General features: G+C 74.7%; 15 protein-coding genes. 2 read left to right on the forward strand and 13 right to left on the reverse strand.

Annotated features, from left to right (window positions below):
* Window positions 1-135: 135 nt before the first annotated feature.
* From AB0H71_RS06930 to AB0H71_RS06960, 7 genes are all read right to left on the reverse strand, one after another.
* The gene (locus tag AB0H71_RS06930) at window positions 136-480 is read right to left on the reverse strand and encodes a spore germination protein GerW family protein (protein WP_357015727.1); all 345 of its coding nucleotides are present in this window, start codon (window positions 478-480) and stop codon (window positions 136-138) included.
* A gap of 25 nt (window positions 481-505) precedes the next feature.
* A complete protein-coding gene (locus tag AB0H71_RS06935) occupies window positions 506-1405 on the reverse strand; it encodes an STM4011 family radical SAM protein (protein WP_357015730.1) in 900 nt (299 codons plus the stop codon).
* A gap of 4 nt (window positions 1406-1409) precedes the next feature.
* On the reverse strand, window positions 1410-2741 hold the full coding sequence (locus AB0H71_RS06940; RefSeq protein WP_357015733.1) for an STM4012 family radical SAM protein: 1332 nt from the start codon (window positions 2739-2741) through the stop codon (window positions 1410-1412).
* The gene (locus AB0H71_RS06945) at window positions 2738-3565 is read right to left on the reverse strand and encodes an STM4013/SEN3800 family hydrolase (RefSeq protein WP_357015736.1); all 828 of its coding nucleotides are present in this window, start codon (window positions 3563-3565) and stop codon (window positions 2738-2740) included. Before AB0H71_RS06945 ends, AB0H71_RS06940 begins: the two co-directional genes overlap by 4 nt.
* Window positions 3553-4653 (reverse strand): STM4014 family protein, encoded by a 1101-nt coding sequence (locus AB0H71_RS06950; protein WP_357015739.1) that lies wholly within the window; start codon window positions 4651-4653, stop codon window positions 3553-3555. The genes AB0H71_RS06945 and AB0H71_RS06950 overlap by 13 nt, the downstream gene beginning before the upstream one ends.
* Window positions 4654-4658: 5 nt before the next feature.
* The gene (locus AB0H71_RS06955) at window positions 4659-5606 is read right to left on the reverse strand and encodes an STM4015 family protein (RefSeq protein ID WP_357015741.1); all 948 of its coding nucleotides are present in this window, start codon (window positions 5604-5606) and stop codon (window positions 4659-4661) included.
* A 155-nt stretch (window positions 5607-5761) separates the two neighbouring features.
* The gene (locus tag AB0H71_RS06960; RefSeq protein WP_357015744.1) at window positions 5762-7048 is read right to left on the reverse strand and encodes a lipase family protein; all 1287 of its coding nucleotides are present in this window, start codon (window positions 7046-7048) and stop codon (window positions 5762-5764) included.
* A 342-nt stretch (window positions 7049-7390) separates the two neighbouring features.
* Here AB0H71_RS06960 and AB0H71_RS06965 point away from each other — a divergent pair, with 342 nt between their 5' ends.
* On the forward strand, window positions 7391-7711 hold the full coding sequence (locus AB0H71_RS06965) for a hypothetical protein (protein ID WP_357015747.1): 321 nt from the start codon (window positions 7391-7393) through the stop codon (window positions 7709-7711).
* A gap of 14 nt (window positions 7712-7725) precedes the next feature.
* Entirely contained in the window at window positions 7726-8754 is a 1029-nt protein-coding gene (locus AB0H71_RS06970) for a DUF6745 domain-containing protein (RefSeq protein WP_357015751.1), read from the forward strand.
* A 29-nt stretch (window positions 8755-8783) separates the two neighbouring features.
* Here the strand turns inward: AB0H71_RS06970 and AB0H71_RS06975 are convergent, their stop codons facing one another.
* The 6 genes from AB0H71_RS06975 to AB0H71_RS07000 are packed head-to-tail and all read right to left on the reverse strand — an operon-like array spanning window position 8784 to window position 16104.
* Complete coding sequence (locus AB0H71_RS06975) at window positions 8784-9914, reverse strand: glycosyltransferase (RefSeq protein ID WP_357016217.1); 1131 nt, start codon at window positions 9912-9914, stop codon at window positions 8784-8786.
* A gap of 59 nt (window positions 9915-9973) precedes the next feature.
* Complete coding sequence (locus AB0H71_RS06980) at window positions 9974-11302, reverse strand: glutamate-1-semialdehyde 2,1-aminomutase (protein WP_357015754.1); 1329 nt, start codon at window positions 11300-11302, stop codon at window positions 9974-9976.
* Between the two features lie 9 nt (window positions 11303-11311).
* Window positions 11312-11911, reverse strand: coding sequence for a YdcF family protein (locus AB0H71_RS06985; protein WP_357015757.1), 600 nt, complete (start codon window positions 11909-11911; stop codon window positions 11312-11314).
* Window position 11912: 1 nt separating this feature from the next.
* Complete coding sequence (locus AB0H71_RS06990) at window positions 11913-13241, reverse strand: glycosyl hydrolase family 28-related protein (protein ID WP_357015760.1); 1329 nt, start codon at window positions 13239-13241, stop codon at window positions 11913-11915.
* Entirely contained in the window at window positions 13238-14731 is a 1494-nt protein-coding gene (locus AB0H71_RS06995) for a protein tyrosine kinase (protein ID WP_357015762.1), read from the reverse strand. The genes AB0H71_RS06990 and AB0H71_RS06995 overlap by 4 nt, the downstream gene beginning before the upstream one ends.
* Window positions 14728-16104, reverse strand: a complete 1377-nt coding sequence (locus AB0H71_RS07000; RefSeq protein WP_357015765.1) for a hypothetical protein — start codon at window positions 16102-16104, stop codon at window positions 14728-14730. The genes AB0H71_RS06995 and AB0H71_RS07000 overlap by 4 nt, the downstream gene beginning before the upstream one ends.
* Window positions 16105-16107: the final 3 nt, after the last annotated feature.

Here is a 16107-nt window from a genome sequence, read left to right on the forward strand (position 1 = left end):
GGCTCGCGCTCTGTCACCCGGCCACCCGCCTTCCCGCTCGAATCGGTCGCCTCCATGCCACCACGGCCGGGGCCGCGCGCCGCAGTGCCGAAGGTCATCGCGGCGACGGCCGATCGGCTCGTGCTGAGGGGACGTCTACCGGCTGCCCCGGATCGCGGTGATCGAAATGCCTGCCCCGACCAGCAGCCCGGAGAGCGCCAGCGCGCCGCCGACCAGCACCAGCCGGTTGACGTCGAGCGCGGGCCGCCAGCGCACGCAGCCGTCCTTGATCACGAAGGCGCCGACCGGCTTGGCGCTCACCCCGAAGCCGGCGCCCTCGCCGTGCTCGCCGTCGGCCTTGGCGCCGCCGCCGCTCCCGCCGCCGCCGCTCACCGCGGCGGCCGGGATCACCAGTACCCCGTCGCGCTCGATCGGCTCGCCGTAGACCCGCCGGACCGTGATGGAATCCGTCGCCGCCGCGAGGATCTCGTTCGCGTTCATCGTGCTCCCTTTCGTCGCGGTCGCGTCAGCGACCGCTCCCAGTCTCGGCGCGGCGGGCGATCGGTGCCAGCGACAGGGCCGTCGGCGCGGCCGGAATCCGTTCCAGCACACCACCGGCGAAGACGTCGTAGAGCGGCAGCGTCTCCAGGTGCACGTAGCCGATGTGGCAGTCGCAGGCGGCGAGCGGGCAGCCGCGCGGGCGCAGCGCGGCGCGGAACGAGCCGTCGTAGAGGTTGCCGAGCGGCTCGGGGACGAAGTGGCAGCGCCGCACGGTGCCGTCGCCGTCCACCGAGATCACCGATTCGCCGGTGCGGCAGGGCAGCCCCGCCGAGCTGTGCGGGAAGCGGCTGTAGCCGAAGAGCGGGTCGAGCTCGGTCCAGGCGGCGGCCTCGGCGTCGGTGAGCGGGTGGCCCTCCGGGGCGTTCACCCACAGGTAGACGTGCTCCGGCAGGTCGGCGCGGAGCCTGCGGCCCGCGTCGAGGTGCGCGGGGAAGCCGACGATGCCGACGCTGTAGCGGATGCCGCCCGCCGCGAGTTCGCGGCATTTGCCGAGGAACCGCTCGTAGGGGGTCTGGCCGGGGTGGTACGTGCACCAGAGCGCGAGCGTCTCCGGGTCGGCCTCGGCGGTCCAGCCGGTGCGGCAGCTCAGATTGGTCTGGATGGCGACCCGGCGCACCTGGGGCAGGTGGGAGAGCTCGGCCAGCGTGCGTCGGTACCAGGAGCGCACCAGCCCCTCGCCCCACGGGGTGACGAGGATGGAGAGCGGGTCGCCGTGCTGCCCGGCCACCCAGGTCGCGAAGCGCTCCAGCGCCGCGCGGTCGGCGCGCAGCTGCTCGCGGCTGTCCCGGCGCTTGGCGAACGGGCAGTACGGGCAGTCGTAGTCGCAGGAGGCCAGCGGGCCGCGGTAGAGGATGGTCAGCGGCACGGCGTCACCGCGGCCGGTACGCGTCCATGGCGGCGCGCACGCCGGGCGAGAAGAGCAGCGGGCCGAGCGCGTCCGACCAGGCCAGCCCCTCCGGGGTGAGCCGGAGCAGGCCGGGGCCGGTATCGACGTCGAGCCAGCCGCGCTCGGCGAACTCGGCCAGCTCGGCCGGGTAGTGCTCGTGCGGGGCCGCGCCGAAGCGGGCCCGGTAGCCGGCGACGTCCATGCCCGCGGCCTGGAGCAGCGATTGCAGCAGGTGCCTGCGGCGCCGGTCGTCGAGATCGAGCGCGCGGCCGACCTCGGCGCGGGTGAAGTCGGTGGTCGCCGTGTACTCGTCGACGATGCCGCGGACCGCGCGGGTCTCCACCGCGTAGTCGAAGGAGTAGTGCAGCCCCGCCGTGTAGGAGCGGCCGCCCGCCCCGAGCCCGACCATGCCGTCGGTCTGGCAGGCGTGGTCGGCCGGGGTGCGCGGCGCACCGACGCGCCGGAACATCCGCATGGAGACCTGCTCGTAGCCGTTGCCAAGCAGGTGATCCCGGCCCTGGGCGTAGAGCGCGAGGCGCTGGGCGTCCCACGCCTGTTCGGCGACGGGGGTGCGCCTGCCGAGCCCGGTGAGCGGGCGCACGTAGAGCGGGTACAGGTACAGCTCCTCCGGGCGCCAGGCCAGCGCCGCGTCCAGCGAGGTGCGCCAGGTGGCGGCGGTCTGCCCGTCGATGCCGTAGATCAGGTCGATGTTCAGGACCGGAATGCCGGACCCCCGGATGGCGGCGAGCGCCGTCTCCACCTCGTCCCGGCGCTGCGGCCGCACCGCCGCCCGCGCCTCCGGCTCGACGAAGCTCTGCACGCCGATGCTGGCCCGCGTGGCGCCGCGCTCGGCGAGCACCGCCAGCCGGTCGGGGGTGGCGGTGCCGGGCGAGGTCTCCACCGAGAGCGGGACCGCGCGCAGGTCGACGCCCATCCGGTGCTCGGCGATATCGCAGAGCCGGGCGAGCTCGGCCGCGCTCAGGAAGGTGGGGGTGCCGCCGCCGAAGGCCGCGGTGGCGAAGTGCACCCGGCCGTCGCCGAGCGCGGCGCGGACCGCGACGGCCTGCCGCTCGACGGCGTCCAGGTAGCGGGTGGTGAGGTCGCCGGGGGCGCCGATCCGGGTGAAGAGATTGCAGAAGCCGCAGCGGAATTCGCAGAACGGCAGGTGGGTGTAGAAGGAGAGCGCGTCCTTCGGCTCGTCCGCCCAGAGGTCGCGCAGCGCGGGGCGCGCCGGGCCGAGCGGCCGGTAGGCGGTCTTGTGCGGGTAGCCGTAGACGTAGCTCCGGTACGGGCGCAGGGCGAGAGCGGTGGTCATGCGGGTCCCCCGAGGAAGAACTGGGCGTAGGGCACGGTCCACACCGATTCGTGGCCGAGCCGGTGGCCGGTGTAGCCGTCGTCGCCGTAGGCGGTGCCGTGGTCGGAGCAGACGATGGCGAAGCAGCGCCGCCTGGCGCTCGCGGCGGCGAAGAGCCTGCCGATGTGGCGGTCCACGTACTCCAGCGCGGCGGCGTGCGTGGCCCTGCTGTCGCCGTCGGCGCGGGTGGCGCCGGGCAGGTGGAACCAGTTGGGCTGGTGCAGCGCCGACACATTGACGAAGAGGAAGAGCCTGCGCTCGGCCGGCAGCGCCGCCACCACCCGCTCGGCCGCCGCCACCTGGGCCTCGAACGAACCCGGCGCGGCCACCGAGAACTCCTCCGACCAGTGGCTCTCCTGGAAGTAGCCGGGCAGCACCGACCCCATCGGGCCGCGCTTGTTGAAGAACCCGACCCCGCCGAGGCACACCGTCCGGTACCCCTCGGCGGCCAGCCCGGAGACCAGGTCGGGGGTGTCGTACACCCAGGTGCGGGGCGCGGTGGTCTCGCTGCCCTCGAAGCGGGCGGCGAAGAGCCGCGGGTGCGGGCCGGGCGCGGCCGGGGTGGGCAGGAACCCCGCGAACATGGCCTGGTGCGAGGCGAAGGTGAAATTGCCGGGGGCGTGCCGCCGCTCCCACTCCCCGCCGGGCAGGTGCCGGGCCAGGTTCGGCAGTTTCCCGGCGGCGAGCAGCTCGGCGGCCACGTCGTAGCGGAGCGTGTCCAGGGTGACCAGGAGCAGGTCGTCGTGGCCGATCACGGTGTTCATATCGGGGTTCACGCCGGGCACGGCCGCCTCCCGAGCGCGGCGAGCTGCGCCGCGTAGGTGTCCAGGCCCTCGGCGCCGCTGCCGGGCAGCCCCGTGAGCCGGGGCAGCAGATCGCCGAAGGCATTGACCTCGCCGACCGCCCAGCGGCGCCAGCCCAGCCCGGGCAGCACGTCCACCCCGACCCGGGAGAAGCCGGGGAAGCGTACCGCCGCCGCCTCGGCGACCGCGAGCGCACCGCCCCAGTGCTCCCCCGCGGCCGCCCGCGCCGCGGCCAGATCGCCGCGGGCGCCGCCCAGGTGCAGGTTGGTGATGGCGGAGCCGCCGGTGCGCACCACCACGTGCGTGGCCCGCCCGGCCACCACGAGGACCCGCAGGTCGGCGCTGCGGCCGTGCAGCGCGGGCTTGGGCAGCCAGCGCTCGACGTGCAGCCCGTCCGGGGCCAGCGCGTCGATCACCGCGGCGACCTCGCGCTCGCTCCGATACCGGTGCAGCCGCAGCGAATTGAAGAGCCTGCCGTGCTCGTCGCGCTGCACCGAGGTGAGTGCCTGCACCCGGCCGCCGCCGGCGGTCTCCACCGCGAGCACCCCGGAGGCCGAGGAGCCGTGCGCGAGCTTGACGAAGGCGCGGCGCATACCCGGCGCGGCCAGCAGCGCCCGCACATCCGCCCAGCCGCGCACCGGCGCCGCCGCCGGGCCCGAGGTGGGCGAGGCGGGCACCGGCACCCCGGCCGCGTGCAGCACCGCGTGGCAGCGGCGCTTGTCGAAGAGGACGGCGAGATCGTCGGGGGCGTCGAGCAGCTCGGCGCCGTCGGCGGCGGCGCGCTCGGCCACCGCGCGCGCCGCGGCGAGGAAGCCCCGGTACCAGCGGGCGGTGCCCTCCACCCGGGTGGAGTCGGTGTGGCCGCGCAGCAGCCGGTCGAGCTCGGGATCCTCGCCGGGCGAGTCCAGCCGCACCAGCTCGCCCGGCTCGAAGGCGGCGGTGCCCGCCAGCACCGAGCGCCAGGACACCAGCCGCGGCGCGGGCAGCCCGGCGCGGGCGGCCGCCTCCAGGAACAGCGTGCTGCGCCGGTTCGCCGGGACGCCGACGACCGCGATGCGCGGGGCGGGCACCGGCGTCACTCCGAGACGGCGGTGTAGCGGTCCTCGCGGCCGCGGTCCGCGGCCTCCCGGCCCGAGAGGTCGACCTCGACGCCGTCGGCGCCGAGCTCGGCGAGCAGCCGGTCGGCCAGTGTCTCGCCGACGAAGTGGTGGTGCAGGTCGAGCTTGCGCAGGTGGGTGAGGGGCTGGCCGCCGAGCAGCGCCTCGACGCCCTCGTTGCCGAGCGTGCCCATCGACAGGTCCAGCGTGTGCAGCCGGGCCACCACCGGGGCACCGGCCAGCGCGGCGGCGACGTCGTCCTGGATGTCGCTGTTGCGCAGCGCCAGGTGCTGGAGTTTGGGCAGCCGGGTGCCGGTCAGGAAGGGCTCCAGGTCGTCGACGGTGGCGTCGGCGCCGTACCAGGAGGTGCCGAGCCAGATGTCCAGGTGCTCCAGCTCCGGGAACTCGCTGGCGCCGATCCCGCGCACCACATCGGCGCCGAGGCCGCCCGCCTCCACGATCAGGGTGCGCAGCGCCTGGTGCGTGACCGCGGGGAAGGCCAGGTTCTGCCCGCCGCGGACGCCGAAGGCGAGCAGGCCGGGGAAGGCGGCGAGCAGCGGGGTGATGTCGCCCTGCTCGATCCAGGTGATCTCGGCCTGCTCGAAGGTGATGTCGCCGATGAAGAGCGCGCGCAGCGCAGGGAAGCGATCCTTAGCGCCGGTCAGCGCCTCCACCACGATGTCGACGCTGTCCTCGTACGCCTCGCCCCACTGACCCACGATCAGCGCGGTGACCTCGGTGGTGTCCACCGCCGCGAGGAAGCGGGCGAAAGCGGCGGTCCACTTCTCCGGGTCGTCGTCGTAGGGCTCGACGGCGATGCGCCACGCCACCTCGGCGGCGGCGGGCAGCTCGGCCGTGCTCTTCGCGGCGGGGAAATCGAACACGGGCAGGCCGTGCCACTCGGTGAGGTGTTCGCTGACGGTCATGCGCGGGGCTCCCAGGGGCCGGGGTCTCGGTGTCGGAGCAGTTCTACCAAGCCGCCCCGACAGACCGACCGGGCGGTTGAACCGGCATCCCGATCCGGGCCTCGGACCCGCCGTTCAGGACGGCCGAGAACCACTGTTTTCGCGCGCCTCGCCGCTCAGCACTCGCTCGGCGCCGGGATGCCGTGGAGGCGGCCGTCGATCCACCCCTCGAGCTCCGGCGCGCCGGTGACGTAGCCGATCAGGTGCTCACCGGGCACCACCCGGAACACGCCGGGCACGCCGCGCCCGCACTGCTGGCGGAACATGCGCTGGGCGTCGCCGAGCGGGATCCACGGGTCGTGCGCGCCGTGGTAGATGAACAGCGGTACCGAGGAGGTGCGCCCGGTGAGGTCGAACTGCCGGAAGAGCGCCGCCGCGAACTCGCTGTCGAGCGGAGCGGCGGTGTCGGCGGCGGTCTCGATCGGGATTCCGACGACGCCGAGCGGGCCGGAGGTCTCGCCGCAGATATCGCGCAGCGGCGAGGTCGCCACCCACTGGGCGGAGTTGTTGATGTGCCGGAGGATCTCCGGGTGCTCGCGCGCCAGCGCCAGCGTCACCGTCAGCAGGATGCCCGAGGAGATCCTGCCGTTGAACTGGTGCGCGATATTCACGTAGTCGGTGACGAGCCCGCCCGCCGCCGCTCCGGTCAGCACCCCCGCCAGCTCCGGGGCGTACTCGTCCAGCTTCATGGCCGCGGCGTAGGCCGCGATGGCACCGCCGGAGTAGCCGATGGCCACATACCGGCTGTCGCCGAGCTCGCCGGGCGGAAAGCCGCGGGCCGCGCGGATGGCGTCGAGCACGACGTGCGCCGCGACGTTCGGCTCGGCGTAGGCCATGAACGGGCCCTCGTGATCGGGCAGCAGCACCGCGTACCCCTTGCCCAGCGCGGTCCGGACGGCGGGCAGGAAGACCGGGAGATCGGCGTTCGGCTTGTCCAGCAGGTCGTGCGACATCTGGTAGCCGGGGGTGCAGTGGGTGCCGAGCGAATTGATCGGCAGCGCGTTCACCTCGACCGGCCGGGGGCCGGGGCCCGTCCACGGCGCCAGCGGGACGATCAGGGTGGCGGTCCCGAAGGACGGCGCACCCGTCCCCGAGGTGGAGCGGAACTTGAGCAGCGTGGACCGGGCGACCGGCATCCCGACCCGCAGCGCGGTCGGCACCGTGACGTCCCTGGCCTCGATGACCTCCCCGGGGGCGCGCTCCGCGAGATCGGCGGGCCAGGTATCGAGGATCGGGTCACCCGAGGGCGACGGCGCTATCGCCCGCCACAGCGATTCCTCGTCGGTCACCGCGGGCGGCGCGGGCACGGTGCCCTCGATCCACGCCTGCAGCGGGGAGGGCGGGGCCGCGGGCAGCGGCGGCTCGACCGGGTAGGGCGGGGCGGCGGAAGCGGGTGCGGCCACCGAGGCGCACCCCACCAGTACGGCGACAACGATCGACAGAGAAATACGCACAGACCCTCACCCTCGACTCGAATCGATTTCGGCCGACGGCGAGGCGCTCACGTCCGGGGTTCGAGCGGTTTCCGGAGGCGTTGGCGCCCCGACCGTGATCGCGGCCGGGGGACGTGACATCTGCCGGAACATGCTAGCCGATCTCCGCTCCGAATCCGCTCGAGTTCCCGGGTGCCGGGTCTCGGTGACGCGGCAGGGCTACCACGACGGTCCGCGACCTGTCGGTCCCCCGCGCTACCTTCCCTCCGAGACCGGCGCAGCGGGCGCCGGCGAACAGCGCGGGGAGAAGCCATGTTCCGACAGGGAGACGTCCTGATCGTGCCGGTGCCGGAGGAGTCGGTGCCGCGGCACGCGGTCGACGCCGCGGGCGAGCCGCGGGACGCGCGCGGCCGGATGGTGCTGGCGCTCGGCGAGGTCACCGGGCACGCGCACGCCCTGATGGCGCCGGGCAAGCTGGTGCGCACCGGCGCCGAGCGGATGCTGCTGCACCTGCCCGAGGGCGGGCGGCTGAGCCACGAGGAGCACGCCGCCATCCCGCTGCCGCGCGGCTGGTACCGGGTGGTGCGGCAGCGCGAGTACACCCCGTCCGCCATCCGCATCGTCGCCGATTGAGCGCGGGAGCCCCGATGAGCACCGAGACCTGGCGCGCGATCGCCGCCACCGCCGCACCCGCCGACCGCCCCGCCGCCGAGGCCGCGGTCCGGCTCGCCTACCACCGCGCCGGGCTGCCCGCGCCCACCACCGTGATCTGGGCCGGCTCCCCCTCGGCCGCCGTCACCGCTGTCCGCGGGCTGACGAATCCCGGCGCCTCCGTGCGCGATCGCGTGCGCACCAAGCCGTGGGCGGCCGAGCGGGCCCGGCTCGCCGCCGAGCTCGGCCAGGACGGCTGGGCGGCCCACTGGGCCGACACCGGCGGCCGCCTCTGGGACCTCACCCGCGCCCTCACCACCGTGGTGCGCGAGCAGATCGTCGCCACCCAGGCCGACGCCATCCTCGCACCGAAGGCCGACGCCAAGGCCCGCGCCCGGATCGAGAGCGAACTCCGCGCGCTCCTGCTCGACGCCGTCCTCGGCCAGCACGACGCCCCCTGGCTCGCCGCCTTCGACGGCGCCCCCGCCCTGGCCGGGGTGGCCGGCGTCGCCCGCGCCGCCGGGTGGTGGTGGCCGTACGAGCACGCCGTCGTGCTCAGCGAGCGGCCCGTCCGGCTGCTGCGCGACGAGGCGGGCCGGCTGCACTGCGGCGACGGCGCCGCGCTCGCCTACCCCGACGGGTTCGCGCTGCACGCCTGGAGCGGAATGCCGGTCCCCGCCGAGCTCGTCGCCGACCTGAGCACGCTGACCCCCGAGCGCATCCGGGTCGAGGAGAACGCCGAGCTGCGCCGGGTCATGCTCGAGCACTTCGGCTACGACCGGTACCTCACCGAATCCAACGCCGAGCCCGTGCACCGCGACGAGACCGGCATCCTCTGGCGCATCCCGCTCCCCGGCGACGAGGACGTGGTCATGGTCGAGGTCGTGAACTCCACCGCCGAGCCGGACGGGAGTTTCCGCACCTACTGGCTGCGGGTGCCGCCGGGCACCGCCACCGCCAGGGCCGGGGTCGCCTGGACCTTCGGGCTCGACGAGGACGAGTACGTGCCGGAGCGCCAGACCTGATCAGGGAGTGAGCCCGGCCGCCGGCGCGGTCAGGCCGGGGTGGCGTGCAGCGCCTCGTCGACCACCGCGACCATCTTGGCCCGGAAGGCTTCCGGGCCGAACGACTCCGCGTGCGCGCGCACCGTCTGCGGGGCGTAGGCGGCCGCGTCGTGGGCGCCGATGACCTCGGCGAAGCCCTCGACCACCGCTTCGTCGGCACCGGCGGGAACGTGGGCGCCGCTGATACCCGGCAGCACCGTGTCCAGCGCACCCCCCGATCCGACGGCGAGCACCGGGGCACCGCAGGCCATGGCCTCGACCGGGACGATCCCGAAGTCCTCCACGCCGGGCATGAGGAGGGCGGCGCAGCGACGGTACATGTCGACGAGGACGTCGTCGGGGGCGGCGCCGAGGAAGGTGGTCTCGGGGCCGGCGAGGCTCTCGAGCTGGCGGCGGTAGCGGCCGTCGCCGACGACGACGAGGCGGCGGCCGGTGCGCTGGGCGATGCGGATGGCGAGGTCGGGGCGCTTGTAGGGGACGAGCCGGCCGGCGAAGAGCAGGAAGTCCTCGCGCGGGACGGCGGGGTCGGGGGCGAAGCGGTCGAGGCGGACCGGGGGGTGGACGACGGTGGCGGGGAGCCCCCACCAGTCGCGGACGCGGTCGGCGACGGCGCGGGAGTTGGCGACGACGCCGGTGAGGCTGGGGGCGGCGGCGAGCTCGGCGCGCTTGGCGAGCACGCCGAGGGTGGCGAGTGCGGCCCGGCCGAGCGGGCCGCCTGCCTCGCGGGCCCGGAAGGCGGGGTCCCAGGCCCAGCGGGCGGGGCTGTGCACGTAGGCGATGACGGGGGCGTCGGTGGCGAGCGCGGCCTGCACGGCGAAGGCGTGGTGGCTGACCACGACGGCGTCGACATCGCGCAGCGGCAGCCCGCGCAGCGCGCGCGGCACCAGCGGGAGCAGGGGGGCGTGCGAGCGGCGGCCGGTGGCGGCGTGCAGCCGGTTCAGCCAGGTGGTCTCGATGGTGTCCCAGGGCGGGTGCGCGATGTCGGGGGCGGCGGCGGGGTCGACGAGGGGCGCGAAGACCCGGGCCCGCGGCCAGGCGCGGGCGAACTCGCCCACCACGGCCTCGGAGCCGCCGTACTCGGTGAAGCGCTCGTGCACGATGGCGATTCGCGGCTGTGCCACGGTGTCGCCCCGCACCGCCCCGTCGTCGGGGCGCTCGTGCGGTGTCCTGGCGGGCGGAGTCATCGGACGACCTCCGCGAGCCGGCGCGGCGCGGCGGTGGCGCGCAGCGCGGGGGCGACCGGGCGGCCGTCGAGCAGGCCGTCCACCGACCCCTGCGCGAGGGCCCGCGCGTAGACGGCGGCGGCGCCGCGCACCGCCTCGACGGTGTGGTCGATATCGGCGTCGGTGTGCGCGGCCGAGGTCACGAAGGACTGCCCGAGCACGCCGCGGCGCAGCAGCTCGGCCAGGAACAGCGTGCGGAATTCCTGCGAGGGCCGCCCGGCCGGGTCGAGGGTCTGGAAGACCAGGCAGGAGGGGCGCCCGGCGACCCGCAGGTACTCCCCGATCCCGAGCTCGGCGACCACCGCCTCGAATCCGGCGCGCAGCCGCTGCCCGGCCCGCTCCATCCGGGCGACCGGGTCGGTGGTGGCGTAGGCGTGCACGACGGCGCGGAACGCGGCGAGCCCGCCGGTCTCCGGGCCGTGCGTGGTGGAGAGCAGGAAGACCCGCTGCTCGCCGGTGCGCAGCCCGCCGCGCTCCATGAACTCGCGCTTGCCCGCGAGCGCGGCGAGCGGGAAGCCGTTCCCCATGGCCTTGCCCCAGCAGGACAGGTCGGGCGCGACCCCGTACACGGCCTGCGCGCCGCCGGCCGCCCAGCGGAAGCCGGTGATCATCTCGTCGAAGATCAGCAGCGCGCCGTAGCGGTCGCAGAGCGCGCGCACCGCGGCGAGGTAGCCGGGTGGCGGCTCGTGCAGCGCGGTCGCGGCCTCCATGATCACGCAGGCGATGTCACCGCCGCGCAGCACCGCCTCCAGCGCGGCGGCGTCGCCGTACGGGAAGGAGATCGTGCCCGGCTCGGGGATGCCCGCCGACATGGCGGTGGTGCCGATGAACCAGTCGTCCACCGAGAAGAAGGGCTGCGCGCAGGCGGCGACGGCGACCCGGCCGGTGACGGCGCGGGCCAGCCGCACCGCGGCGGTGGTGGCATCCGACCCGTTCTTGGCGAACTTCACCATGTCGGCGGCGGGCACCAGCGCCAGGAAGTCCTCGGCGGCCTCGAGTTCGAGCACGGCGGGGCGGGAGAAGTTGCTGCCCCCGGCGATGGCGGCGGCCACGGCATCGACCACCGGGCGGTACCCGTGGCCGAGCGTGACGGCGCGCAGCCCCATGCCGTACTCGACGAACTCGTTGCCGTCGCAGTCGGTGACCCGGCATCCGCTGCCGCGCACCAGCACCGGCGCCATCCCCTCGGGGTACTGGTCGGCGCCCCTGGCGTAGGTGTGCGCGCCGCCGGGCACCAGCTCGTGCAGCCGCGCCTGGGCGGCATTGCTCCGCGTGAAGTCCGTCATGCTCGCTCCTCAGCAGCCGATCTCGGTGAAAGCCTTGAGATAGCCCGCGCTCTGGCGGATGTACATCCAGGCGGTGAAAGGGAGGTCGGTGCGGCTCGGGCTGGCCACCATGGTCAGTTCGCCGCCGAAACACTTGCCCACGATGTACCTGGCCCGGGAGACGTGCGGGGTGAAGGTGACGACGATGATGTGCCGCCACTGCTCGGCCGCCGCGCGCCGCCGGATCTCCTGCGCCTCGCCCTGGGTGGTCCACGGCTCCGGCTCGAAGCAGGAGACCCGGAACGGGTGCTCGCCCGCGCAGTACTTCGCCATGACCGGGTCGTTCAGCCCGGTGGAGGCGGAGATGACCAGCTCCGGCGCGAGCCCGCGCTCGGCCAGCTCGAGCCCGAGGTCGAAGCGCTCGTAGGGGGTGCCGCCGAGCACCACGATGGCGTCGGCGGGGCGCAGCGGATCCACCTGCGGGTGCACGAAGACCGGCAGCCCGGCGGCCGTCAGCACGCCGAGTACCAGCAGCAACCCGGCCAGCCCCACCGCAACCCGGCGCAGCACCGCGAACCGCGGCCCGGCGGGGGGCGCGGGGTCGGCGGGCTCGGGCAGCGGCGCGGTCATGTCAGCGGGCCGGCCGATCCTTGCCGAGCGGGGCGGTGCTCAGCGCGCCGCCGGGCGCCACCACCAGCCGCCAGTAGCCGCCCTCCGGATCGCGCAGCACCACCCCGGCGTCGGCGCGGTCGGAGACGTAGGCGCCGTTCGGCAGCACCGACGCCACCGCCGAACCGTCGGCGGCCCGCGCCCGCAGGATCTCGCTGTCGCCCGCGGCCTGCGCGGTCACCGTCCCGGTGAAGCTCGGGCGGTACGCGCGGCCCCGGCCGATCACCTGCCAATGCTCCGGGAAGGCGCCGGCGTCGATGTCCTCGCCCGCGCTGGAGACGAGGTTGACGGCGGTGCCCTCGGGGCAGCGCTCAGGGTCGATGCGCAGCTCCACCGGCCGCCGCCCCGGGTCCGGGTCGAAGGCGATGTTCGCCAGGTAGGGCTGGCGGCAGTGCACCAGGTCGAGCACGACCGAGCGCGCGGAGGCCTTGCAGTTCACCATGCCGAACTGCGACGGCCCGCCCTGCCCGGCCACCCCGACCTGCACCGCGACCTCGGCGCCCTCGAACCAGACATTGGTGAGCCACCAGTTGTTGGCCGCGCCGTCGATCAGGATGTGCCGGTCGGTCGTGGTCAGGTCGTTGTCGGAGACGAATTCGCTGTTGCTGATGGCGAGCCCGGCATTGTGGTCGTTGCCGGTGCCGAGCACGCCGACCCAGTTGCTGGTGAACTTCGACGAGGTCACGTAGTTCTGGATGCACGAGGTCACCAGCCCGACCCCGAAATTGTTGATGTCGCAGTCGATGAACGAGGTGCCGCCGGTGTTGCTGTCCAGCACCACGCCGCGCTGCCGCAGGTAGCGGGGGTGGTTCTCGGTGATGTGGTTGCCGCGCACCAGTACCTGGTCGAAGCTGCACCGGAAGCAGTTGCTGAGCTTGATGGCGGTGGAGTTCTCGCCGGTGAGGTAGAAGCCCAGGCGGGAGAAGCGGATCCGCTGCTTGTCCTCGAGCGAGACCAGCGTGGTGTCCCGGTCGCAGAACACCGTGGTGAGATCGGCGCCGTCGCCGTAGACGACGGCGCCGTCCGGCAGCTCCGGCCATGCGGTGACGGTGTAGTCGCCCGCGGGCAGGTAGAGCACCGGCGGGGCGCCCTCGGTCTTCGCCGCGGCGGCGATGGCCGCGGTGTCGTCGGCCTTGCCGTCGCCGACGGCGCCGAACTCGCGCACATTGCGCACGGTCGGGCTCACCGGCCCGGTCCGGGCCGGTGCCTCGGGCGCCTCGCAGGCGACCAGCGGCACCGCGGCCGCGCCGAGGGTAGCGGCGAGCAGGTGCCGCCGTCGCAAACCACTCACTTCTCCTGCCCGGATTCCGCCGCGGGCGCGGTGCGCTTGGGGTTGCGCCGGGTGAGCCGCTGCCACCAGCCGCGGCCGGTGTTCACGGTGACCAGCCCGGTGATAGTGGCGCCCGCCGCGGTCAGCGTGGCCAGCGCGGCCTCGGCCCGGTCGGTGCGGGCGTCGCGCAGCACCACCACGCCGACGGTGCTCGCGGCCCGGCTCGCCAGCGCGACCGCGTCCGCGCTGTCGCCGGGGGCGGCGGCGTCGATCAGCACGTGGTCGTACTTCTCCCTGGCCGCGCGCAGCACCGCCGCGAACCGGCCGGAGGCGAGCAGGTCGGAGGTCTGGCCGTCGGCGGCGCCGAGCGGGAGCACCGAGAAGTTGCCGCCGGGCCACGGGGTGACGGCGTCCTCCACCGAGCCGTCGCCGCGCAGCAGCGCGGCCAGCCCGCCGGTGTGCCAGGCGGCCGCGACCGCGGCCGGGACCTTCTCCGGCTGCGGCTTGTTCTCCGGGATGGCGCGCAGATCCAGCTTGGTGGTCTGCTGCGCGGCGTTCTCCGGCCCCTCCCCCGCGCCGACCAGTGCCAGGTCGGGCTGCGGCTGCGGGACGCCGTTGCGCACCGGCCAGTCGATCTCCGGCGCGGGCAGCAGCGCCGAGGAGCCGGTGCGGGTGGTGTCGGCGTCGATCAGCAGCACCCGGCTTCCGGTCGCGGCGAGCGCGCCGGCCAGCCCGATGGCGAGCGCGGGCTCGGAGTGCGCGCCGATGCCGGTGAGCAGCACCGTCTTCGTGGCCTCCGGCAGCCGGGAGCGCAGCGCGCGCAGGTCGTCGCGCTCGCGGGCGGTGCCGAGCGCGACCGAGCCGAGCAGCGGCCGCCCGAGCGGGGCCAGCTCGGCGCCGGTGCGCACCCTGCGGTCGAACAGCTCGAGCAGCAGCGCGATCCCGCCGCCGAGGACCAGCCCGCCGACCGCGCCGAGCGCGAGCAGCTTGGTGTTCCCGCTCGCGGCGGCGGCCGGGCGCTCGGCGCGGTCGACCACGGCGACGCGGGCCTGCGGCGCGGCGGTGTCCTCGATCGTCTCCAGCTCGCTGACGAGCGCGCGGAACTGCGAGACGGTCTCGTCGGTGAGCAGCCGGGCGCGCTCGGCCTCGGTGTCGGTCACGGTGATCCGGAGCAGCGAGGTGGCGGGCGGCGAGTCCACGGTGACCATGCCGCGCAGCTCGTCGCGGGTGAGCCCGAGCCCGAGCTGGCCGATCACCCGGTCCAGCACGTGGTCGCTGCCGACCAGCTCCAGGTACGAGCGCACGCGCTGCTGCGCGGCGAGCCCGCCCTGGTAGGAGTCGGCCACCGAGGTGCCGGTCGCCATCGAGACGTACACCGTGCTGGTGGCGCTGTAGGACTTCGGCGCCGACTGCGCCGAGAAGGCCGCCAGCGCGATGCCGAGCACCAGCCCGGCCAGCAGGACCGGCCAGCGGCGGCGTGCGATCGCCAGGTAGTCGGAGAGTTCCCTCATTGTTTTCCTTCGCTTCCCACCGGCACGGGGACTCCTGCCGCCACCGGCGCCGTCGTTCGTTCCCGGTGCCGCCGCCATTCGCCCACCGCGAGGCGGACCATCCAGGCCAGTACCACCACTTGCAGATATTTGCCGAGGGTCTCGGCGGTGCCGAGCATGCCGCGCTCGAAGACCACCGGCACCTCGATCAGCCCGATCCCGAACAGCACCGGCACCAGGTGCCGCGCGTACAGCGCGCGGGACCACGCGATCAGCACGATCGCGGTGAACACCACCCCGATCACCACCCCGGCATAGCCGCCGAGCACGTACCCCTCGGGGATGCTGCCCTCCGCGAGCGAGACCGAGACCTGGCTCATGTCCACCGACGCCCCGCGCACGTCGGTCGCCCACGCCGTCCCGGCCTGCAGCTTCTCGCCGGACAGCAGCTGCCCCGGCACCAGGCTGCGGGCCAGCGCGGTGAGCACCTGGTCCGGGGTGAGCCAGCTGCCGGGCTCGGTGAAGTAGGCGTCGGTCGCCGCCTCCAGCAGGTCGAAGCGGCGCAGCAGGCTGAGGAAGGGCCGCACCGGCTCCGGGTAGGCGGCGTCCACCGACGCCGCCTGGGCGCGCAGGTACGGCGTCGACTTGAGCGACTGCAGCCAGTCGAAGCCGACGATCCCGGCCACCGAGACCGCGCCGATGCCGAGCACCTTCTGCCTGGTCCAGCCGGTGAGCGCGAAGCGGACCGCGACGGCGAGCGCCGCGCCGAGCACCGGTGTCTTGGACTGGATGGCGGTGGTCCACCACAGCTCGCCGAGGACGAGGAAGCCGAGCAGCAGCAGGGTGTCCCGGTTCCGCTCGGGCCGGGCCAGCACGATCAGCCCGACCGCGCCGAGCGTGGCCGGCATGGCGAGCAGGCTCAGCACCGGCGAGGCGCTGGCGACCTCGCCCGCCGCGCCCGCCGACCCGCTCGCGACGCTGGCCAGCCGGGCCAGCGTGCCGAGCACGTAGAGCACGGCGAGCGTGCCGATCATGTCCGGATCGCCCGCCAGCGGCACCGGCCGCGGCGCGCGGCCGCGGCGCCGCGACCACAGCGCGTACCCGAGCAGCAGCAGCGCGTAGACGACCAGGCCGAACGCCACCGGGGTGAGCGCCTTCTCGATGCCGCGGTCGTAGCCGAGCGCGACCAGCCGCGGGTCGGCCACATTGTCGCCGAAGGCCGCGGCGGGCTGCACGAGCAGCAGCACCACCGGCCGCGCCACGTAGGACATGGCCCAGTACACCGCCTGCGCGATGAGCAGCACCCGGAGCACGCCGGAGAGCAGCAGCGCGGCGATCACCATCGTGACCAGCGCGGCCACGATGATCATCAGCGGGGTGTTGCCGATCAGCACTCC

The sequence above is a fragment of the Nocardia sp. NPDC050697 genome (genome assembly GCF_040654395.1).
In the GTDB taxonomy this organism is placed as follows: Bacteria; Actinomycetota; Actinomycetes; order Mycobacteriales; family Mycobacteriaceae; genus Nocardia.

What these genes read in the sequence shown, in the direction of transcription:
- AB0H71_RS06930 (WP_357015727.1), bottom strand. Translation starts at nt 480, where the DNA reads ATGAACGCGAACGAGATCCTCGCGGCGGCGACGGATTCCATCACGGTC.
- AB0H71_RS06940 (WP_357015733.1), bottom strand. Translation starts at nt 2,741, where the DNA reads ATGACCACCGCTCTCGCCCTGCGCCCGTACCGGAGCTACGTCTACGGC.
- AB0H71_RS06955 (WP_357015741.1), bottom strand. Translation starts at nt 5,606, where the DNA reads ATGACCGTCAGCGAACACCTCACCGAGTGGCACGGCCTGCCCGTGTTC.
- AB0H71_RS06965 (WP_357015747.1), top strand. Translation starts at nt 7,391, where the DNA reads ATGTTCCGACAGGGAGACGTCCTGATCGTGCCGGTGCCGGAGGAGTCG.
- AB0H71_RS06970 (WP_357015751.1), top strand. Translation starts at nt 7,726, where the DNA reads ATGAGCACCGAGACCTGGCGCGCGATCGCCGCCACCGCCGCACCCGCC.
- AB0H71_RS06980 (WP_357015754.1), bottom strand. Translation starts at nt 11,302, where the DNA reads ATGACGGACTTCACGCGGAGCAATGCCGCCCAGGCGCGGCTGCACGAG.
- AB0H71_RS06985 (WP_357015757.1), bottom strand. Translation starts at nt 11,911, where the DNA reads ATGACCGCGCCGCTGCCCGAGCCCGCCGACCCCGCGCCCCCCGCCGGG.
- AB0H71_RS06995 (WP_357015762.1), bottom strand. Translation starts at nt 14,731, where the DNA reads ATGAGGGAACTCTCCGACTACCTGGCGATCGCACGCCGCCGCTGGCCG.